Below are 21,160 nucleotides of genomic sequence, written 5' to 3' on the forward strand. Positions count from 1 at the left end.
GCTTTGCCCACCTCTGCCGCGTGCCGACCCCGCCGAAAGACGCACGCCACGAGTGGGGGCAACGCTTGTCTTTTGCCCGCGCCGGCAGCACAGTTAACGAGTCTTTCGTAACCCAACAATGAGTGACAACAACGATGAAAAAGACAGTCATGGCACTGGCGGTCGCGGCGGCCTCGGTGTGCAGCGTCGCGGCGCAGGCGGACGTCAAGGTCGGTTTTCTCGGCGGCTTCACCGGCGGTATCGAGAGTCTGACACCGCCGATCTTCGATGGTGCCAAGCTGGCGGTGGCCGAGGTCAATGAGCAGGGCGGGCTGCTCGACGGCGAGAAGATGGTAATGCCTTCCGGCGATACGACCTGTTCGGATGCCGCTGCGGCGTCCAACGCGGCCGACCGCCTGGTCAACAGCGAGAAGGTGACTGCGATCGTCGGCGCGCTGTGCACCGGGGCGACCATCGCCGCGGCCAACAACGCAGCGATTCCGGGTGGGGTGGTGATGGTCTCTCCGGCCTCCACCGCACCGGCGGTGACCGATCTCGCCGACAACGATCTGGTCTTCCGTACCGTGCCTTCCGATGCCTTCCAGGGTGAACAGCTGGCCAAGCTGCTGCTCTCCAAGGGGATCGACGATGTCGCCGTGACTTACGTCAACAACGACTACGGCCAGGGGCTCGATGGCTCCTTCACCAAGACCTTCGAAGCCGAGGGAGGCACCGTCGCCGCCAACCTGGCGCACGAAGACAACCGTGCCGACTATCGCTCCGAGATCGGGCAGCTCGCGGCCAGCGGCGCACCGACCCTGGTAGTGCTCGCCTATGCCGATACCTCGGGCCAGACGATCCTGCGTCAGGCTTACGAGAGCGGTGCCTTCACCCAGTTCGCGGGCGGCGATGGCATGGTCGGCAACTCGCTGGTGGACGCGGTCGGCGCCGACGTGCTCGAAGGGATGATCGCCACTCGCCCCGGTTCGCCGCAGTCGCCGGGCACCGAGACCTTCGCCAAGCTGGCGGACAAGGCGGGGATCGACCCCACCGCAGTCTTCGCTGCCCAGTCCTATGACGCCGCCTTCCTGCTCGCCATGGCGATCGAGAAGAACGGCAGTGCCGATCGCGAAGGGCTCTCCAAGGCGCTGCGCGAAGTCGCCGGTGCACCGGGCGAGAAGATCCTGCCGGGCGAGTGGGCGAAGGCCAAGAAGCTGATCGACGCCGGTCAGGATGTCGACTATGAAGGCGCCTCTGGCGACGCCGAGTTCGACAAGAACGGCGACGTGCCGGGCGTGGTGGTCGAGATGGCGGTGGAGAATGGCAAATTCGTCACCAAGGGGCCGGTTGGTGAATAAATAGCGTCACCCAGGAGCCGGTCAGCGAGTCATCGCGCCGGCGCCACCCGAGGTAGGAAAAAATCGAGATAGTAAAAACCCCGAGTCGGCGGCTGCCGGCTCGGGGTTTTTCGTGGGTCGCCCACCGCAGTGAGCATCAGTCGTGCTGGGCGATTCGCTCCGGGATCATGCCGCGCGGGGCGAAGCGTAGCACCATCAGGATCAGCAGCCCGATCACGAAGACCCGCGCCTGCAGCGCGCGGCTGTCGAGGTTGCCCGGCTGCCAGCCGAACCAGTCGCCGCCCAGGGCCGTCACCAGGTGCATCAACGCCAGCGCCAGCGGGCCGGACATGATCCAGATCACGTAGACCAGCACCGCGCCGAACAGCGTGCCCAGGTTGTTGCCCGGCCCGCCCAGAATCACCATCACCAGCACCAGGAAGGTGTGGTTGAGCGGCAGGTAGCCCTGGGGATCGAAGATGCCGGTGAAACTGGTCAGCACCGCGCCGCCCAGGCCCATCAGGATACAGCCGAAGACGAAGATCTCCTGGCGCCGGCGGTTGATCGACTTGCCCATCGCCGCGGCGGAGACTTCATTGTCGCGGATGGCGCGGATCATGCGCCCCCAGGGCGCGTGGTAGGCGCGGTGGAGCAGGAAGAAGATCACCGCGATCAGCACCGCGGTCACACAGAAGTAGAGCGCGCGGGCGGTGACGAAGCCGACCTCGCCGGGGTCGGGCACCGGCCACGGCAGCGGTGAGATGGTGGCGGTGCCGCGGGTCAGCCAGTCGGAGTTCTTGAGAAACGCCTTGATGATCTCGGCGATGCCCAGGGTGGCGATGACCAGATAGTCGCTGCGCAGCCCCAGGCAGATATGCCCGATCAAGTAGCCGATGCCCCCGGCGAGCACGCCGCCGACGATCCACCCGAGCCATACCGGTAGCCCCAGGCCGCCGATGAAGTCGACCTGGGACTCGATATCGCCGGTGACACTGCGCAGCCAGCTGATCACCACCAGATAGGCGACCAGTGCGACGAGCACGGTGACCAGAGTGCGCAGCCAGCGCGGCACGCCGAGCCGATCGATGCGGCTGACGGCGAAGACCAGCGCGACCGCGGCGACGATCGCCAGCAGCACCCAGCCCAGCCGGCCCGGTAGATCGCTGGCCCAGAAGGCGTGGTTGACCGGAATGCTGAAGAAGGTGGCGGAGAAGCCGCCGAGGGCGACGAAGCCCATGATGCCGGCGTTGAACTGGCCGGCGTAGCCCCACTGGATGGTCAGGCCGAGGGCCAGGATGGCGTAGCAGGCGGCCTCTACCATCATGCGCGTGGCGTAGGCCGGCCCCATGCTGGCGAAGACGGCGAGCACGACCAGCGCCAGGCCGCCGAACAGCAGGATTTCACGGCGGGGGAAGGGGCGCTGAGACGGGGTATGTTGCGAGGTCGGGTTCATCAGATCACCTTCCCTTTGAACAGGCCGGTCGGGCGCCACACCAGCACCGCGATCAGAATGAAGAAGGGCACCACGATCTTGTACTCGGTGCCCACCAGCGCCAGGTTGTTGGGCAGCTCCAGCCAGCTCGGCAGGCTATCGCGCAGCGGGCGCAGCAGCACCGACCAGTTGAACACCGCCAGGGTCTCGGCGAAGCCGACCAGGAAGCCGCCGGCGATGGCGCCATAGGGGTGGCCGACGCCACCGACGATCGCCGCGGCGAAGATCGGCAGCAGCAGGAAGAAGCTCAGGTCGGGCTTGAAGGCGACATCCAGCGACAGCAGCGTCCCCGCCAGGGTCGCCAGCGAGCCGGCGATCACCCAGGTCAGGGTGATGATCAGCTTGGTGTTGATGCCCGAGGCGCGGGCCAGGTCGGGGTTGTCCGACATCGCGCGCATCGCTTTGCCCAGGCGTGCCCGGGTCAGGAACAGGTGCAGCCCGATCACCGCCACCAGGGTGACCACGAACAGGATCACCTGCGGTTCGGTGATGATGATCGGGCGCGTCACGCCGGGCAGCTCGATGCGGAAGATCGCCTTGCGCGCCTCGACGTAGAGGCTCTCCGCGCCGGTGCCGGAGAACAGCCGGATCAGCCCCTGCAGCATCAGCGTGACACCCAGCGAGGCGATCACCATCACGATCGGCTTGACCCCGTGGGCGCGCAGCGGCTGGTAGAAGACGCGGTCGATGCCCACCGCCACCAGCGACGTGAAGATCATCGCCAGCGGCAGCATCACGATCGCGGTGGGCAGCCCCAGGGCGTCGCCGGCGTGGGGAAAGGCCAGGGTCAACAGCAGCACCACGAAGGCGCCCAGGGTCATCATGTCGGCGTGGGCGAAGTGGGCGAAACGCAGGATGCTGTAGATCAGCGTCACCCCGATCGCACCCATGGCGTAGATGCAGCCGGTCACGCTCCCGGCCACCACCACATAGTTGAAGAAGTAGATCAGCTCATTCACGGCGAAATCTCTTGTCCTGTCGGCATGGCAGCGGCGCTCTCAACCGCCGAGGAAACTCTTGGCCACCTGCGGGTCGGCGAGCAGGGCTTCGCCGCTGTCGGTGAAGCGGTTCTGTCCGGCGGCGAGCACGAAACCCCGATGGGCGATACGGAGTGCCTGCTTGGCGTTCTGTTCCACCATCAGCACCCCGACCCCGGTGGCGCTGATGCGCTTCACCTGCTCGAAGATCTCGTTCATGTAGCGCGGCGAGAGACCGGCGGTTGGCTCGTCGAGCAGTAGCACGCTGGGTTCGTTCATCAGCGCCCGGCCCATCGCCACCATCTGGCGCTGGCCGCCGGAGAGTTCGCCCGCGGGCTGGTGGCGCTTGTCATAGAGCGGCGGGAAGATGTCGTAGATCTGGCGCTTGAGCCGCGACACTGTGCCCGGCTTGAGAAAGGCGCCCATCTCCAGGTTTTCCGCCACCGAGAGGCTGGGGAAGATGTTCTTCTCCTGGGGTACGAAGCCCATCCCGCGCTCCACCAGCTTGTGCGGTGCCAGGTTGGTGATGGGCTCGCCGCGCAGGCGAATCTCGCCGCCGGTGATGGTGAGAAGGCCGAACACGGCCTTGAGCATGGTCGACTTGCCGGCGCCGTTGGGGCCGACGATGACCCCGATCTCGTCGGCTTCGATCGCCATGTCGACGCCGTTGAGAATATTCATGCCGCCGTAGCCGCCATGAACGTCGATCGCTTCGAGTAGTGGCATGGTGAGCTCGTTTGTTATTGAGGCGAGTGGCGCACGGGGCTGCCCGGTACGCCGGCCGTGCAGCCTAGGCCGTGGCGGCCCCGAAATAGGCTTCGATGACCGCCGGGTCGTTCTGGATCTGCGCGATCGGGCCTTCCATCATCACCTGGCCCTGGGCGAGCACGATCACTGGATCACACAGCCGCGCGATCATGTCCATGTCGTGCTCGATCACCAGGAAGGTGTAGCCGAGTTCCTGGTTGAGGCGTTCGATGTTGCCCATGAGATCACCCAGCAGGGTGCGATTGACCCCGGCGGCGATCTCGTCGAGCAGCACCACGCGGGCGTCGGTCATCATGGTGCGGCCCAGCTCGAGCAGCTTCTTCTGCCCGCCGGAGAGGTTGCCGGCCAGCTCGTTGCGCACGTGGGCGAGGCCGACGAAGTCGAGTACCTCGAGCGCGCGGCGGCGGGTCTCGGCTTCCTGGCGGCGGACCTCGCCCGGCTTGAACCAGGTGCTGAAGAGGTTCTCCCCCTCCTGCCCGGGCGGCACCATCATCAGGTTCTCCAGCGCGCTCAGGTGGCTGAACTCGTGGGCGATCTGAAAGGTGCGCAGCAGCCCCTTGTGGAAGCGATGATTGGCGGTGAGATGGGTGATCGGCTCGCCGTCGAGCAGGACCTCGCCGCTATCGGGCATGAGGCTGCCGGCGATGATGTTGAACAGCGTCGACTTGCCGGCGCCGTTGGGGCCGATCATGCCGGTGATCGAGCCGCGGGCGACCTGGATTGAGCAGTCGTCGATGACCGTCAGGCCGCCGAACGACTTCTTGATGTTGCGGACATCGATGATCGGAGTCATCGGCGTCTCCCCTGCAGCTTTGTTGATGTTGTGTTGTTGCTGGCGTACTGGATGTGCGTTGTCTTGGGCTAGCGTCCTGGGCTCGAGTGTCTGTCTCGAGAGCTTGTCTCAAGTATCTGTCTTGAGAGCCTGACTAGCGTGCTTCTGTCATGCTTCCTGTCGCTTTTGAGGTGAGATGTCGGGTTGGCGCTTGCCGCTTTCTTGGTCGCTCAAACGCAAGAAGGCGGCAACTCGCAGGGGCATCGCCGCCGCGGGAGGGCAGGCCAGAGCCTGCCGCCGCGACGCCGATGGGTGCGAGTGCCGCCCATCTTAATCCGATTTCGAATCGTGTATCAGCCTTTCCTCAATTCTTCTTCGCGCGCTTACGCTCGTTCTCGGTCAGGTACTTCTTGCGCAGACGAATGAAGTTGGGAGTGACTTCCACCAGCTCGTCGTCGTCCAGGAACTCGATCGCCTGTTCCAGCGAGAAGCGCACCGGCGGGGTCAGGACGATGTTCTCGTCGTTGCCGGAGGCACGCATGTTGTCGAGCTTCTTGGCCTTGGTCGGGTTGACCACCATGTCTTCGGCACGGTTGTTGATGCCGATCAGCATGCCTTCGTAGACCTCGGTGCCGTGCTCGACGATCAGCTTGCCGCGCTCCTGCAGGGCGTAGAGCGCATAGGCCAGCGCCTTGCCGGAAACCATCGACACCAGCACGCCGTTGCGGCGCTTGATCATGGCGTCGGGCTTGAGCGGGCCGTAGTGGTCGAAGCGGCTGGTCAGGATGCCGGTGCCGGAGGTCAGGGTCAGGAACTGGCCACGGAAACCGATCAGCCCGCGGGCGGGGATGATGAAGTCCAGGCGCACGCGGCCCTTGCCGTCCGGGTTCATGTTGGAGAGCTCGCCCTTGCGGTAGCCGAGCTCTTCCATCACCGCACCCTGGTGCTGCTCTTCGCAGTCGATGATCACCTCTTCGTACGGCTCCTGCTTGACGCCGTCGATCTCGCGGATGATCACCTCGGGGCGGCCCACGGCCATCTCGAAGCCTTCACGCCGCATGGTCTCGATCAGGACCGAGAGGTGCAGTTCGCCGCGGCCGGAGACCTTGAACTTCTCCGGGCTGTCGCCCTGCTCGACGCGCAGCGCCACGTTGTGGATCAGCTCCTGGTCCAGGCGCTCCTTGATGTTGCGGCTGGTGACGAACTTGCCGTCCTTGCCGGCGAACGGCGAGTCGTTGACCTGGAAGGTCATCGAGACGGTGGGTTCGTCGACGGTCAGGGCCGGCAGCGCCTCGACCGCGGCGACGTCGCACAGGGTGTCGGAGATCGCCAGATCCTCGATCCCGGTGATGCAGACGATGTCACCGGCGGTGGCCTGCTGGGTCTGCACCCGCTCCAGGCCCATGTGGGTCATCACCTGGCCGATCTTGCCACGGCGGGTGTTGCCCTCCTTGGTGATCACGGTGATCTGCTGGTTGGGCTGGACGCTGCCGCGCTTGATACGGCCGAGACCGATGACGCCGACGTAGCTGTTGTAGTCGAGCGCCGAGATCTGCATCTGGAAGGGGCCGTCGAGTTCGACCTTGGGCGGCTCGACGATATCGACGATCGACTGGAACATCGGTGTCATGTCGTCGGCCAGCTGGTCCGGCTCCATGCCGGCGATGCCGTTGAGCGCCGAGCAGTAGATGATCGGGAAGTCGAGCTGGTCATCGCTGGCGCCGAGGTTGTCGAACAGATCGAAGATCTGGTCGATGACCCAGTCCGGGCGCGCGCCGGGGCGGTCGATCTTGTTGACCACGACGATCGGCTTGAGGCCCTGGGCGAACGCCTTCTGGGTCACGAAGCGAGTCTGCGGCATGGGGCCGTCGACGGCGTCGACCAGCAGCAGCACCGAGTCGACCATCGACATCACGCGCTCCACCTCGCCACCGAAGTCGGCGTGTCCCGGGGTGTCGACGATGTTGATGTGGTAGTCGCGGCCGTTGCCATCGTTCCACTGGATGGCGGTGTTCTTGGCCAGGATGGTGATGCCGCGTTCCTTTTCCTGGTCGTTGGAGTCCATGATCCGCTCCTGGCCTTCCGCTTTGCGGTCCAGGGTGCCGGATTGGCTCAGCAGCTTGTCGACGAGCGTGGTCTTGCCATGGTCGACGTGCGCGATGATGGCAATGTTGCGGATGCTCTCGATGCGAGCGTCAGTGTCACTCATGGGGCGGTATCCATATAAATGTGTGCGCCCACGTTGGCTGTCGATCGCCTTTTGACACGGGATCGACGAATGACCCTGGGCACGGGTAGGAAGGTCGGCCGCGCATTGTACAGGCAAGGGCGCGAGACTGGCTACTTTCGTCGTGTAGACAGCGGAAGTCGTTGGTCTTGATGGCAGTTTCCCGCGCGGGCGATGACATTTCGATGGCGATCGCCGCCGATGCCGCCACACGACGGGATTCCCTTTGGCCGCTGCCGGTCCTAGACTGGCCGCTTCATAGTCAACGAGGGACCTGGCTTGTCCACGTCTAACGACGACGGTTGTCGTCGCTCCACCGCGTTTTTTCTCTCCGCGCCGCTGTGTTTCCCGGCGCACTCCCGATCCCGCTCGCGTGTTCGCCGCCGGCGACCCGGCCGGCCCCCAGGGGCGGCTTGCGTAACTGCATCGAACCGCTTTACCACAGAGGCTGAGCGGCGATGATGGCGTGGTTCGAATTCTCCTGGATGCTCGAGCCGGCCGCCTGGGCGGGGCTTCTGACCCTGGTGATCATCGAGATCGTGCTGGGTATCGACAACCTGGTGTTCATCGCGATTCTCGCCGACAAGCTGCCGCCGGCGCAGCGCGACCGTGCCCGTGTGCTGGGGCTGTCGCTGGCGCTGGTCATGCGCCTGGTGCTGCTGGCGGCGATCTCCTGGCTGATGGGGCTGACGCGGCCGCTGTTCCGGCTGTTCGAGCACGGTTTCAGCGGGCGGGACCTGATTCTGATCGGCGGTGGCCTGTTCCTGATCTACAAGGCCACCAGCGAGCTTCACGACCACCTCAATGCCGCCACCGCCCATCAGGGCGGCAATCGTGGCCACTACGCCGCCTTCTCGGTGGTGGTGGCGCAGATCGTGGCGCTCGATGCGGTGTTTTCGATCGACTCGGTGATCACCGCGGTCGGCATGGTCGATCACCTGATGGTCATGATGATCGCGGTGATCATCGCGGTGGGGCTGATGCTGCTGGCGAGCAAGCCGCTGACCCGCTTCGTCGGTGAGCATCCCACGGTGATCCTGCTGTGCCTCGGTTTTCTGCTGATGATCGGCTTCAGCCTGGTGGCCGAGGGCATGGGGCTGCACATTCCCAAGGGCTATCTGTATGGCGCCATCGGCTTCTCGATCCTGATCGAGCTGATGCACGAGTGGCGTCGGCGTAACGAAGATCGCGCCGGTGCCCGCCTGGGGGCGCGTCGGGCCCGCACCGCGGATGCGGTGATGCGGCTGATCAGCGGTGGCGACATGAGCCTGGAGCAGCGCGCCGGCGAGCACCCGGGCGACACGGGCGATGACGCCGAAACGGCGGTCTTCGGTGCCGACGAGCGGCGCATGGTGCGCGGCGTGCTGTCGATGGCGGACAAGCCGATCAGCGCGGTGATGACCCTGCGTCGCGATCTCGACTGCGTGGATCTGGACGAGCCGTTTAGCGTACAGCAGGCCCAACTGCGCGAGAGTACCCATGCCACCCTGGTGGCGATTCGGGGCGGCGAGCGCGACGCACCGCTCGGCGTGGTGCACAAGAAGCGTCTGATCGACACCCTGCTGACCCAGGCGCCGCTGGCGCTGGAAACCCTGGTCGAACAGCCGCTGGTGCTGCTCGAAAACACCAGCCTGGTCGAGGCGCTGCGGCAGTTTCAGCGCAGCGGGGCGCTGATCGCCTTCGTGGTCGACGAGTTCGGTACCCTGGAGGGGGTGGTCACCCTGTTCGATATCCTCATGGATATTGCCGAGGAGGACCCGCAGACCCAGGGCGCTCAGGCCAAGATCCGCCGGGTCTCGGAGGATTGCTACGAGATCGACGCCAGCGAGGATGTGGTCGACGTCAACCAGCAGCTGCCCGAGCCGCTGCCGCTGGGGCGCAATTACACCAGCCTGGGTGGTCTGGTGGTCGACCGCCTCGAGACCCTGCCCTATATCGGTGCGCGGGTGGATATCGAGCGCTGGCGTATCGAGGTGCGCGATGTCGAGCGCCATCGTATCCGTCGGGTACGGCTGTGTCTGGCCAGCCCCGAGTGAGCGCCGAGGCGGCGGGGAACCTCGCTGCCATGCGCCTGTTGGTCTGGATCGCCCAGGACCCACTGCGTATGGCCGCCCTCCAGCAGGCGCGTGAGCTGGCACTGCCGGATGCCTGGCTGGCCGCCGGCTTCGTGCGCAACTGTGTGTGGGATCGGCTGCACGGGTACGCGCAGCGCACGCCGTTCAACGATATCGATCTGATCTTCCACGATCCCGACGACACCCGTGAGGCACGCGATCGAGCGCTGAGCGAGCAGCTGCGCGCGGCCAGCGGGCTGCCCTGGTCGGTCAAGAACCAGGCGCGCATGCACCAACGCCACGGCCACGCGCCCTACGCCTCCGCGAGCGATGCGATGCGCTACTGGGTCGAGCGCGAGACCGCAGTGGGCGTGCGTCTAGAGGCGTCGGGGGCGCTGCGGCTGAGTGCCCCGCTGGGGCTCGACTCGCTGCTGGCGGGGCAGCTGTCGCACAACCCGCACCATGGCGATGCGGCGGTGTTCTACCAGCGTATCGCCGCGAAAGGCTGGCGCCAGCAGTGGCCCAAGCTGTGGGTCATGCCGGCCTGAGGCTGGCGGGCCGAGCGCACTCCTTTTCCGGGAGAGCGCTCTTCATGAAACGCGCTCTTCATGAAACGCGCTTTTCATGACGTGCCCTTTTTTCAGAGAGTGTCCTTGTCAGGCAGCGTTCTTGTCATGAAGCGCCCTTGTCGGGAAGCGTTCTTGTCAGGCAGCGTCATTGTCAGGAAAAGCCTAGTGGGACAGATGCCCCAGCAGCCAATCAAACAGTTTTCCCGAACTGTTGGCGAGGGGCTGGCCGATGACGAAACGCGGCAGCCGCCGGGTGTCGCTGCTGGGCTCCAGCCAGCCCGGCGCACGCGTCAACCAGCGGGCATCGGCATCGAGCCGGGTGAAGCGGTCGAGCGTTTCGATATCGCCGGGGTCGGTGCAGGCGCGGATAGTCAACGGCTCGCGACACAGCCGTGATAGCCGCTGCTGCCCGGTCTGCAGCGCGCGCCGGGCATCGGCGCTGGCGCCGAGCGCGGCGACGTCGGTCAACTGCCCGAAGCGCAAGAGCCCGGCCTGATCGAGTCGGCGCACGCTGAAAGCATCCAGCGCCGGCTCCATCTTCTCTCTGCCTGCCAGCTCCTCCTGCCACAGCGTCTGGGCGATCTCCTTGAGACGCGGCGCCTGTGCCGCTGGCTGCGCCTGCAGGCACTCTGCGATGGCCTGGCTCTTGCGCTCGTCCTGCCCGCCGCGGGGCGCGCCCGGCAGGCCGAGCTCGGCGAGCCGGGTCGCGACGCGGCCGTGGGGGCTCTCGTCGTGCCAGAGCGCCTCGGCGATAAGCGCGCGGTCCGGCATCCACGGCTGGCGGACCGTCGGGTCGGGAAGAAAGACACTGGCGGGGAAGGCCAGGCGTTCGAGCAGCGGATGTACCCGCGTGGCGACGTCGCGCCAGCCACCGTCGATGGTGAGGGCAATGCGTGGCAACTGATCGTGATGGAGCTGCAGGGCGCTCTCGAGACTGACGATCTGGGCGCTCTCGGTAAGGGTGGCGATGAGGTTCGCCAGGCTCTCCGGGCCCAGACAGGTGTCGCGTCGATGCGGCAGGCGGGCTTCGTCCTCGCTGTCGAGCACGCGGTTGAGCGCCAGGATGGCGCTGCGCCCCCATAGCGGCTCACTCAGGCTGCGCCGCCAATGGCCGCGCAAGCGTTGTACCACGTCCTGTGGTCGATCCAGCCTGGGCATGTGTAGCCTTCCGTGATCAGGGAGCGACGGTGGCGGCGAAGGCGCCCTCTCTCCCCCAGTATCTCTGTCCTGCTCGCCGTGGAAAAGGGGCGGTGCGCAAACTTGCACCGTTAAAGGATGCTTCAATTTGGTGCATGTTGGCCTTTTGGCTGACCTTTTTGGTGCGCTGGCCCGCTCATGACGCACCAGAATGAACCTGAAGCCCTTTTTAGACGATTTTAGTGCATCGAGGATTTGGCAAAAAAAGACGCTATTACAGCGGGTTATTATGCTTGTATGCGTGTCTGCCTCATTTTGGCACATTACTTGCTCATGTTTCGTAACACGCTTTATCGATCCGCGGGCAGCGGTTGCACGCATGGGCAAGCGCCCGGGTCACATGCTAAAAAGCGGTGTTGGACATTCGCCAACGAATCGAGCCATGGCTCACAGTGGAGGACAACATGTCTGAGAAAACCCTCGCCCTTATCGAAGAACACGACGTCAAGTGGATCGATCTGCGCTTTACCGATACCAAGGGCAAGGAGCAGCACGTCACCATTCCGGCCAGCGCCGTCGACGCCGAGTTCTTTGAAGATGGTCAGATGTTCGACGGTTCTTCCATCGAAGGCTGGAAGGGCATCAACGAATCGGACATGATCCTGCGTCCGGAAGACGGTACCGGCTTCCTCGACCCGTTCACCGAAGACGCCACGCTGATCCTGCGCTGCGACATCATCGAGCCGGCCACCATGCAGGGCTACGAGCGTGATCCGCGCTCCATCGCCAAGCGCGCCGAAGCCTACCTGAACAGCACCGGTCTGGGCGACACCGCCTTCTTCGGCCCGGAGCCCGAGTTCTTCATCTTCGACGAGGTCCACTTCAAGTCCGACATCGAAGGCTCGATGTACAAGATCACCTCGGAAGAGGGTGCCTGGTCCACCGATCGCCAGATCGAAGGTGGCAACCTGGCGCACCGTCCGCGCGTCAAGGGCGGCTACTTCCCGGTGCCCCCGGTCGACAGCTTCCACGACATCCGTAGCGCCATGTGCAACACGCTGCAGGCGATCGGCCAGTCGGTCGAAGTGCACCACCACGAGGTCGCCAACGCCGGCCAGAACGAGATCGGCGTCAAGTTCAACACCCTGGTGAAGAAGGCCGACGAAGTTCAGGAACTGAAGTACGTGGTCCACAACGTGGCGCACGCCTACGGCAAGACCGCGACCTTCATGCCCAAGCCGCTGGTCGGTGACAACGGCTCCGGGATGCACGTCCACCAGTCGTTCTGGAAAGATGGTCAGAACCAGTTCGCGGGTGACGAATACGCCGGCCTGTCCGAGATGGCGCTCTACTACATCGGCGGCATCATCAAGCACGCGCGTGCCCTGAACGCCTTCACCAACGCCTCGACCAACTCCTACAAGCGTCTGGTGCCGGGTTTCGAAGCGCCGGTCATGCTCGCCTACAGCGCGCGTAACCGTTCCGCCTCGATCCGTATTCCGTACACCTCGAACCCGAAGGCCAAGCGTGTCGAGACGCGTTTCCCTGACCCGACCGCCAACCCGTACCTGGCGTTCTCGGCGATGCTGATGGCCGGCATCGACGGCATCAAGAACAAGATCCATCCTGGCGATGCCATGGACAAGAACCTCTATGACCTGCCGCCGGAAGAGGGCAAGAAGGTTCCGACCGTCGCCAGCAGCCTGGATCAGGCTCTGGAAGCGCTGGACAAGGATCGCGCCTTCCTGACCGAAGGTGGCGTCTTCACCGACTCCATGATCGATGCCTACATCGAGCTGAAGGGCGAAGATGTCGAGCGTCTGCGCATGACCACGCACCCGGTCGAGTTCGAGCTCTACTACAGCCTGTAAACGACGGCCAGTGAGCGAAGATCCGTGAACGATAGCGTTCGCGCTCGACGACAAGCCCCACTTCGGTGGGGCTTTTTCGTCTGCGGCCGATAGAGAGCGGAAACGGCAAGCGGAGAGGCACTCTGATGGGTAGCGACAGGCAGCGTGGGACTCGGCGCGGGTGGCGCCGCCGCGGACGGTTCATGGCAGGAGCGCTGGTGGGCGTCATGACCGCCGCCGGGGTGACGGGCGCGGCGCTGGCGTCGCCGGTCTACCGGCATATCGATGCCCAGGGCAACGTGGTCTACAGCGACCGCCCGAGCGGCGGCCAGCGGGTCGAGCTGGCGCCGATCAGCGTGGTCGACCCGCAGGAACCGGCCGAGGGCGCCGCGGGGGCGGCAGTGACACCGCGCAAGACGCCGGCGTCCGAGGCGGCAGCGGCCTACTCACGCTTCGAGATCTTGAGCCCCGCCGACGGCACGACCCTGCCCACCGGGCGTGCCGGTGACGTCCAGGTGCGCCTGGCGATCCAGCCGCCGCTGGCCTCCTCCGATCGGGTACAGCTGCGCGTCGACGGCGAGGTGCGCCAGTCGCCGATGCGTACCCAGGTATTCGCGGTGAGCGGCCTGGACCGCGGCGAGCACCAGCTACTGGCGGAGATCGTCGACGATCAGGGCACGGTGCAGCTGGCCACGCCGCCGGTCACGCTCTACGTCCAGCGCGCCAGCGTGAATCTGCCCGCCAACCCGAATCGGCCAGCTCGCCCGAATCGCGCCGACGGCTCGAATTGAGCCGCTCATCCGACTCGAACGATGCGTGGGCATCGGTCTGTCAGCGGGAAGCGAGCCAATGAGAAGGGCCTGCGGCAGGGTGTCGTTCCGTGCCGGGTGCGCCATTTTGGTGCATCCGCGATAGGATAGCGCAGCGCCCAGGCCGCCAAAGCCCGGCGGTGTGGAGGTGGCGCGGTTCTTGCACTGCTTCAGGACATGGCGGATCACCACGATGGAACGACGTATGTATCAACGCTTGCTGGAACATCTGACGACTGCGGTCGTGCTGCTCGACGAGCGGCTCCAGGTGCGCTGGCTCAATCCCGCCGCCGAAGCGCTGCTGGCGGCCAGCCGGCCACGGGTGGTGGGGCATTGGCTGGAGTGCCTGGAGGGCGAGTCCGGGCGCGTGCGCGAGGTGTTGAGCAAGGCGATGCACGAGTTCCACCCTTACACCCAGCGCGAGGCGTCGCTGTCGCTGCCCGGCGGCGAGACGATCACCGTCGACTTCACCGCGACCCCGATCACCAGCCGCGAGCTGCTGGTTGAGATCGAGCCGCGCGACCGGTTGCTGCGCATCTCCCGCGAAGAGGCGCTGATCGCGCGTCAGGAAACGGTCAAGGTGCTGACCCGCGGGCTGGCCCACGAGGTCAAGAATCCGCTGGGGGGCATTCGCGGGGCGGCCCAGCTGCTGGAGCGCGACCTGCCCGACCCGCAGTTGACCGAGTTCACCCGCATCATCGTCGAGGAGGTCGACCGCCTGCGCGATCTGGTCGATCGCATGCTCGGCCCCAACACCCTGGTGCGGCACGAGTCGCTCAACGTGCACAAGGTGCTGGAGCGGGTGCGCGCACTGCTGGAAGCGGAGCATCCCCGGCTCGCCTTCGAGCGCGACTACGACCCCAGCGTGCCGGACCTGATCGGCGACGAAGCGCAGCTGATCCAGGCCACGCTCAACGTCGCGCGCAATGCGGTCCAGGCGATGACCGAGCACGCCACCCCGGAGCCGCGGCTGCTGCTGCGTACCCGGGTGCGGCGCCAGTTCACCCTGGGTGCGGAGCGTCATCGCCTGGTGTGCGAGATGGCGATTATCGACAACGGCCCGGGGATTCCTGCGCCGATCCGCGAGACGCTGTTCTTTCCCATGGTCTCCGGACGCGCCGAGGGCAGCGGCCTCGGGCTCTCCATTGCGCAGTCGATCCTGCACCAGCACCAGGGCCTGATCGAGTGCGAATCGCGCCCCGGGGCCACCGAGTTCCGTCTGCTGATTCCGTTCGAGGCGCCGGCTTGAGCGTCTCTCGCCATCCCCGCGGGCGCGCAAGGACGCGCCCTGCCGCAGCCGCTACGAGTGCGATTCATTCCGTCGCCACGAGCGAGATTCATCCCCTCGTCGCGAGCGCGACTCATCTTAGTGCAGGAGGAGTGTCATGACCGATGTCGCCCGTATCGTGATCGTCGACGACGATCGTGCCATCCGCTGGGTCCTGGAGCGGGCGCTGGCGCAGCCGGATCTGGAAGTGAAATCCTTCGACCGTGCCGATGCCGCGCTGGAGGCGATCGAGCGCCAGGCACCGGAGGTGCTGCTGACCGATATCCGCATGCCGGGGCTAGACGGGCTCGACCTGATGGCCAAGGTGCGCGAGATGCACCCGGACCTGCCGGTGATCGTGATGACCGCGCACTCGGATCTCGACAGTGCGGTGGCCTCCTACCAGGGTGGGGCCTTCGAGTATCTGCCCAAGCCGTTCGATGTCGACGACGCCCTGGCGCTGGTGCGCCGCGGCGTCGCCCACGCCCGTGAGCGGCGCTCGCCGGCGGCGCTGCCGGAGGGGCTCTCGGCGGAGATCATCGGTGAGGCGCCGGCAATGCAGGAGGTGTTTCGCGCCATCGGCCGGCTGTCGCAGTCGCATATCACGGTGCTGATCAACGGCGAATCGGGGACCGGCAAGGAGCGGGTCGCCCAGGCGCTGCACCAGCACAGCCCGCGCCGCGGGCAGCCGTTCATCGCCCTCAACATGGCGGCTATCCCCAAGGATCTGATGGAGTCGGAGCTGTTCGGCCACGAGAAGGGCGCCTTCACCGGGGCCACCTCCCAGCGTCGCGGACGCTTCGAACAAGCCGACGGTGGCACCCTGTTCCTCGACGAGATCGGCGATATGCCGGCCGACACCCAGACGCGGCTGCTGCGGGTGCTCGCCGACGGCGAGTTCTATCGGGTCGGTGGGCACACCCCGGTCAAGGTCGACGTGCGGATCATCGCCGCAACCCACCAGAATCTGGAGACACTGGTCGCCGACGGGCGCTTCCGCGAGGATCTGTTCCACCGCCTCAACGTGATCCGTGTGCACCTGCCGCGGCTCGCCGAGCGGCGCGAGGACATCCCGCGGCTGGCCCAGCACTTTCTCGCCGAGGCGGCCAAGGAGCTCGCCACCGAGCCCAAGGTGCTGACCCAGGAAGCGACCTCCCATCTCACCCGGCTACCCTGGCCGGGGAATGTGCGCCAGCTCGAGAATACCTGCCGCTGGCTCACGGTGATGGCCTCGGGACGCGAGGTGCTGGTCGACGATCTGCCGCTGGAGCTGCGCGATCTCGAAGGTCTGGAAGCCCCCAGCGGCGACTGGCGCGCGGCCTTCCGCGAATGGGCGGATCGCGCCCTGGCGGCGGGTCACACCCACCTGCTCGAGGAGGCGGTGCCGGATTTCGAGCGCATCCTGATCGAGACCGCGCTCAAGCACACCGGCGGGCGCAAGGGCGAAGCCGCCGAGCTGCTGGGGTGGGGGCGCAACACCCTGACGCGCAAGTTGAAGGTGCTGTTGCCGGCGCTGGCGGACGACTGAAGCCCGGAGTTCGTGCCGCTTGTCAGAGTTCACGAGCGCATCCTGATCGAGACCGCGCTCGAGCACACCGGCGCGTGCTCTCCACAAGATCGGCGAAGCCGCCGAGCTGCTGGGGTGGGGGCGCAACACCCTGACGCGCAAGTTGAAAGTGCTGTTGCCGGCGTTGGCGGACGACTGAAACCGAATTTAACCTCGATCAGAAAAGCGGCTAGTCTGACACGACGCCCGGTGCCGAGGCCGGGCGTGAATCCATCACCCAGGGGATGTCATGAGCGAGAACACCGCCTGGTGGCGTGGCAGCGTCATCTATCAGATCTATCCGCGCAGCTTCATGGATGCGCGTGGCGACGGGGTCGGCGATCTGCCGGGTATCACCTCGAAGCTCGACTACGTTGCCGAGCTGGGGGTCGATGCGATCTGGATTTCGCCGTTCTTTCCCTCGCCGATGAAGGACTTCGGCTACGACATCACCGACTACCGCGGCGTCGATCCGATGTTCGGCTCCTTCCACGATTTCCAGATGCTGCTCGAACGCGCCCACGAGCTGGGGCTCAAGGTGATCATCGATCTGGTGTTGAGCCACACCTCCGATCAGCACCACTGGTTCGTGCAGAGCCGCAGCTCGCGCGACAATCAGAAGGCCGACTGGTACGTCTGGGCCGACCCCAAGGCCGACGGTACACCGCCCAACAACTGGTTGTCGTTCTTCACCGGCAGCGCCTGGACCTTCGACAGCCGGCGGCGCCAGTACTATCTGCACAACTTCCTGTCGTGCCAGCCAGATCTCAATTTTCACAATCCGGCGGTGCGCCGGGCGCAGCTCGACAACGCGCGCTTCTGGCTCGACATGGGGGTCGACGGCTTTCGTCTCGACACCTCCAATTTCTATTTTCACAGCCAGGGGCTCGAGAACAATCCGGCGCTGGGTAGTGGCGAGCTCAAGACACCCAGCGTGCCGGCGTCCAACCCCTACGCGATGCAGCGCCACCAGTTCGATATCAGCCAGCCCGAGAACCTCGGTTTCCTGCACGAGCTGCGTACGCTGATGGAGGAGTACCCCGGCACTACCACAGTGGGCGAGATCTCCGATGATCGCCCGCTGGAACGGATGGTGGAGTACACCACCGGTAGCGATCGCCTGCACATGGCCTACACCTTCGATCTGTTCGATGCGCGCTTCGAGGCCAAGCAGCTACGCGATGTGATCGAGCACTTCCAGTACTACGCCGTCGATGCCTGGCCGTGCTGGGCGCTCTCCAACCATGACGTGATGCGGGTGGTCTCGCGCTGGACCGATCACGAGCATCTGGAGCAGCACGGGCCACTGGTGGCGAAACTCGCCACGGTGATGCTCTGTTCGCTCTACGGCAGCGTATGTCTTTATCAGGGTGAGGAGCTGGGGCTGCCCGAGGCCGACGTGCCCTACGAGCGGCTGGTCGATCCCTACGGCCTGGCGCTGTGGCCGGAGTACAAGGGGCGCGATGGCTGCCGCACGCCGATGCCGTGGAGCGAGGGCGATCGTGGTGGCTTCTCCAGCGTCGAGCCGTGGCTGCCGGTGGATGTCCACCACCGGCGCCTGTGCGTGGATCGTCAGCTGGCCAGTACCGATAGCACCCTGAACGTGACCCGCGCCTTTCTGCACTGGCGCAAGGCGCAGTCGGCGATGGTCGACGGCACCTTGATTCTCTCCGACTTCGATGACGAGCTGCTGGGCTGGCTGCGTGTCTCCCGCGATCAGGCGATCCTCGCGGTGTTCAACCTGACCGCCGAGACCCGCACCACCGGGCTGCCCGAGGGGGCTGGCGAGATCATCTACCGCCAGGGCTTCAGCCCTGAGCTGAAGGAGGGGCAACTGACGCTGCCGCCGTTCCAGGCGGCGTTCATCGAGATCGCTCGTGACAGCATCGACCCGCAGGCGCTGATCGAGCAGGAGCCGGATCTCGAGCGCAAGGGTTTCCTGAGCCGCCTGCTGAGCTCGCTGATGGGACACGAAGAGGACAGCGCGCGACCGAGCTGAGGCCGCGCGCCGCCTGGGCGAGCGCAGTACGTTTCAGACCGTGCCGAAGGCTCAGGCGCCCCAGTAGTCGCGGGCCAGATCCACCACCAGGCGCACCTTGTCCCACTGTGCCTGCTCGGCCAGGTCGTTGCCCTCCTCGGTGGAGGCGAAGCCACACTGCGGGCTCAGGCAGAGCTGCGACTTGGCGACGAAGCGGCTGGCCTCGTCGAGCCGGGCACGCACGCCGGCGGGGTCCTCGAGATCGCCTACCTTGGTGGTGACCAGACCGAGCACCGCCTGCTGATGGCCCTCGGGGACGAAGCGCAGCGGGTCGAAGCTGCCGGCGCGATCACTGTCATACTCCAGGAACCAGGCATCGACGCCGACCTGGCCGAACAGCGTCTTGGCCACCGGCTCGTAGCCGCCTTCGCTGATCCAGGTGGAGCGGAAGTTGCCGCGACAGACGTGCAGCGAGACGAACAGATCGTCGGGCTTGTCGGCGAGGGCGTGGTTGAGCATCTCGGCGTAGATCGCCTGCAGTCGATCCGGGTCGTCACCCCGGGCGCGGGCGGCTTCGCGCTCCTTCTCCGAGCAGAGGTAGGCCCACACGGTGTCGTCGAGCTGCAGATAGCGGCAGCCGGCAGCGTAGAAGGCATGCACCGCGTCGCGGTAGGCATCGGCGGTATCGGCGAAGAAGGCGTCCAGGCTCGGATAGACGCCACTGTCGATCTTTTTGCGGCCACCGCGGAAGTGCAGCACGCTGGGGCTGGGGATGGTCATCTTGGGCATCGCCGTGGCCACGTCGGCCAGATAGCGGAAGTGCCCGAGCATCGGATGGTCGGGGTTGAAGCCGACCTTGCCGTCGACCCGGATCTGCTTGGCGCCGGTCTGGATGCCCTGGAACTGGATACCCTGATCCCCGACGAAGCCGGTGACACCGTCGAGCTGTTCGAGAAAATCGAAGTGCCACCAGGCGCGGCGGAATTCGCCGTCGGTCACCACGCCGAGGCCAGCCGCCTCCTGTTGTTCGACCACTCGCCGGATTTCACGATCCTCCACTGCGGCGAGCGCGGCTGCATCGATCTCGCCCTGGTGATACTGGGCGCGGGCGGTTTTCAGCGCGGCCGGACGCAGGAAACTGCCGACGATATCGGCTCGGAATGGGGGATGCGCTTGTGACATGGCATTTTTCTCCGGTAGTGAGGCGACGGCATGCTAAGGCTGCTAATAGTGGGCGATCAGTACGACTGATACCAATGAAGGCGCCTCAAGTCGATCATGCAGCGCGCTCAACTTGGGTCGCTATTCACCGTGGCTGACGTCTGGTGGTAAGACTTTAGTGGTAGAATTGCCGGCAGCCTGAGCCAGCCCGTCGCGCGACCGCGCGCCCGTTCGCTTTTCATCCTTTACCACCGCGCGTGATTCGAGGCGCGGGGCGACATGACAGGAGTCTTTCGTGACGACACCTTCCCAGCACGATCTGCGCAACGCCTTCCGCCAACTGTTGGCCCAGGATGAGTGCTACTACACCGCCTCTGTGTTCGATCCGATGTCGGCGCGTATCGCCGCCGACCTGGGGTTCGAGGTGGGTATCCTGGGCGGCTCGGTGGCCTCGCTGCAGGTGCTGGCGGCGCCCGACTTCGCCCTGATCACGTTGAGCGAGTTCGTCGAGCAGGCGACCCGGATCGGCCGCGTGGCGCGGCTGCCGGTGATCGCCGATGCCGACCACGGCTACGGCAACGCGCTCAATGTCATGCGCACCATCACCGAGCTGGAGCGTGCCGGGGTGGCGGCCCTGACCATCGAGGACACCCTGCTGCCGGCGCAGTATGGCCACAAGTCCACCGACCTGATTCCGGTCGAGGAGGGCGTGGGCAAGATGCGTGCTGCGCTCGAGGCGCGTATCGACCCGGCGATGGCGATCATCGCCCGCACCAACGCCGGTCAGCTCGATGACGATGCCGCCGTGGCGCGGATTCGTGCCTATCAGGCTGCCGGGGTGGATGCCATCTGCCTGGTCGGTGTGCGCGATTTCGACCACCTCGAGACGCTGGCCTCGGTGGTGACCGTGCCGCTGATGCTGGTTACCTACGACAACCCGGCACTGCGCGACCGTGCCCGCCTGGCCAAGCTCGGGGTGCGCATCGTGGTCAACGGCCACGCCGCCTACTTCGCCGCGATCAAGGCGACCTACGACTGCCTGCGCGAGCAGCGCGATATCGCCACCAACGACCTCGATGCCTCGCGCCTCTCCACCCGCTACTCCACCCTGGAGGAGTACCGCATCTGGGCGCGTGAATACATGGATGTCAAAGAGTGAAGGCACTCGATGCCTGACGCCCAGTGGCTGATGCCAACAACGCGGCCGGCTTGGCTTCGCCGCCGCGTGGCGGCATGC

At 65.6% G+C, this 21,160-nt stretch carries 16 protein-coding genes; 9 read left to right on the forward strand and 7 right to left on the reverse strand.

Translation table 11 applies throughout. The annotated features are described in order from the left end of the window. The first annotated feature begins 134 nt into the window (after nt 1–134). Complete coding sequence (locus DOM67_RS09220) at nt 135–1,337, forward strand: ABC transporter substrate-binding protein (RefSeq protein ID WP_110675355.1); 1,203 nt, start codon at nt 135–137, stop codon at nt 1,335–1,337. A gap of 136 nt (nt 1,338–1,473) precedes the next feature. Here DOM67_RS09220 and DOM67_RS09225 read toward each other — a convergent pair whose 3' ends face one another. The 5 genes from DOM67_RS09225 to typA form a co-directional block, all read right to left on the reverse strand. Continuing rightward, entirely contained in the window at nt 1,474–2,769 is a 1,296-nt protein-coding gene (locus DOM67_RS09225; RefSeq protein WP_110675356.1) for a branched-chain amino acid ABC transporter permease, read from the reverse strand. Then, nucleotides 2,769–3,767 carry a branched-chain amino acid ABC transporter permease gene (locus tag DOM67_RS09230; RefSeq protein ID WP_110675357.1) on the reverse strand — a complete coding sequence of 333 codons (999 nt, stop codon included), beginning with the start codon at nt 3,765–3,767 and terminating at the stop codon, nt 2,769–2,771. Before DOM67_RS09230 ends, DOM67_RS09225 begins: the two co-directional genes overlap by 1 nt. A gap of 39 nt (nt 3,768–3,806) precedes the next feature. Next, entirely contained in the window at nt 3,807–4,511 is a 705-nt protein-coding gene (locus DOM67_RS09235) for an ABC transporter ATP-binding protein (RefSeq protein ID WP_110675358.1), read from the reverse strand. A gap of 64 nt (nt 4,512–4,575) precedes the next feature. Further along, nucleotides 4,576–5,346 (reverse strand): ABC transporter ATP-binding protein, encoded by a 771-nt coding sequence (locus DOM67_RS09240; RefSeq protein ID WP_110675359.1) that lies wholly within the window; start codon nt 5,344–5,346, stop codon nt 4,576–4,578. A 343-nt stretch (nt 5,347–5,689) separates the two neighbouring features. Next, nucleotides 5,690–7,534: a translational GTPase TypA gene (gene typA / locus DOM67_RS09245; protein ID WP_110675360.1), complete on the reverse strand. Its 1,845-nt coding sequence runs from the start codon at nt 7,532–7,534 to the stop codon at nt 5,690–5,692. A gap of 479 nt (nt 7,535–8,013) precedes the next feature. Between typA and DOM67_RS09250 the strand changes: the two genes are divergently transcribed. Together DOM67_RS09250 and DOM67_RS09255 are read left to right on the forward strand one after the other, a co-directional pair. Next, nucleotides 8,014–9,588: a transporter associated domain-containing protein gene (locus DOM67_RS09250; RefSeq protein WP_110675375.1), complete on the forward strand. Its 1,575-nt coding sequence runs from the start codon at nt 8,014–8,016 to the stop codon at nt 9,586–9,588. A 29-nt stretch (nt 9,589–9,617) separates the two neighbouring features. Then, on the forward strand, nt 9,618–10,154 hold the full coding sequence (locus tag DOM67_RS09255) for a nucleotidyltransferase family protein (RefSeq protein WP_110675361.1): 537 nt from the start codon (nt 9,618–9,620) through the stop codon (nt 10,152–10,154). A 183-nt stretch (nt 10,155–10,337) separates the two neighbouring features. On the opposite strand, the gene DOM67_RS09260 is transcribed toward DOM67_RS09255, so the two are convergent. Beyond that, nucleotides 10,338–11,333: a polysaccharide deacetylase family protein gene (locus tag DOM67_RS09260; RefSeq protein ID WP_157958820.1), complete on the reverse strand. Its 996-nt coding sequence runs from the start codon at nt 11,331–11,333 to the stop codon at nt 10,338–10,340. A gap of 443 nt (nt 11,334–11,776) precedes the next feature. Between DOM67_RS09260 and glnA the strand changes: the two genes are divergently transcribed. The 5 genes from glnA to DOM67_RS09290 all read left to right on the forward strand — a co-directional run bounded on the left by glnA (nt 11,777) and on the right by DOM67_RS09290 (nt 18,783). Then, nucleotides 11,777–13,183 carry a glutamate--ammonia ligase gene (glnA, locus tag DOM67_RS09265; RefSeq protein ID WP_110675363.1) on the forward strand — a complete coding sequence of 469 codons (1,407 nt, stop codon included), beginning with the start codon at nt 11,777–11,779 and terminating at the stop codon, nt 13,181–13,183. Nucleotides 13,184–13,365: 182 nt separating this feature from the next. Next, nucleotides 13,366–13,953, forward strand: a complete 588-nt coding sequence (locus tag DOM67_RS09270; protein WP_157958821.1) for a DUF4124 domain-containing protein — start codon at nt 13,366–13,368, stop codon at nt 13,951–13,953. Nucleotides 13,954–14,176: 223 nt separating this feature from the next. Beyond that, the gene (gene glnL, locus DOM67_RS09275; protein ID WP_110675365.1) at nt 14,177–15,220 is read left to right on the forward strand and encodes a nitrogen regulation protein NR(II); all 1,044 of its coding nucleotides are present in this window, start codon (nt 14,177–14,179) and stop codon (nt 15,218–15,220) included. A gap of 136 nt (nt 15,221–15,356) precedes the next feature. Next, nucleotides 15,357–16,766, forward strand: a complete 1,410-nt coding sequence (gene ntrC / locus DOM67_RS09280) for a nitrogen regulation protein NR(I) (protein ID WP_110675366.1) — start codon at nt 15,357–15,359, stop codon at nt 16,764–16,766. 268 nt (nt 16,767–17,034) lie between these two features. After that, the gene (locus DOM67_RS09290) at nt 17,035–18,783 is read left to right on the forward strand and encodes an alpha-glucosidase (protein WP_110675367.1); all 1,749 of its coding nucleotides are present in this window, start codon (nt 17,035–17,037) and stop codon (nt 18,781–18,783) included. 51 nt (nt 18,784–18,834) lie between these two features. Here DOM67_RS09290 and DOM67_RS09295 read toward each other — a convergent pair whose 3' ends face one another. Next, complete coding sequence (locus tag DOM67_RS09295) at nt 18,835–19,944, reverse strand: cobalamin-independent methionine synthase II family protein (protein ID WP_110675368.1); 1,110 nt, start codon at nt 19,942–19,944, stop codon at nt 18,835–18,837. A gap of 274 nt (nt 19,945–20,218) precedes the next feature. Here DOM67_RS09295 and DOM67_RS09300 point away from each other — a divergent pair, with 274 nt between their 5' ends. Next, nucleotides 20,219–21,082 (forward strand): oxaloacetate decarboxylase, encoded by an 864-nt coding sequence (locus tag DOM67_RS09300; protein WP_110675369.1) that lies wholly within the window; start codon nt 20,219–20,221, stop codon nt 21,080–21,082. Nucleotides 21,083–21,160 lie beyond the last annotated feature (78 nt).

The organism is Salinicola sp. RZ23 (assembly GCF_003206675.1).
Lineage (GTDB): Bacteria > Pseudomonadota > Gammaproteobacteria > Pseudomonadales > Halomonadaceae > Salinicola > Salinicola endophyticus.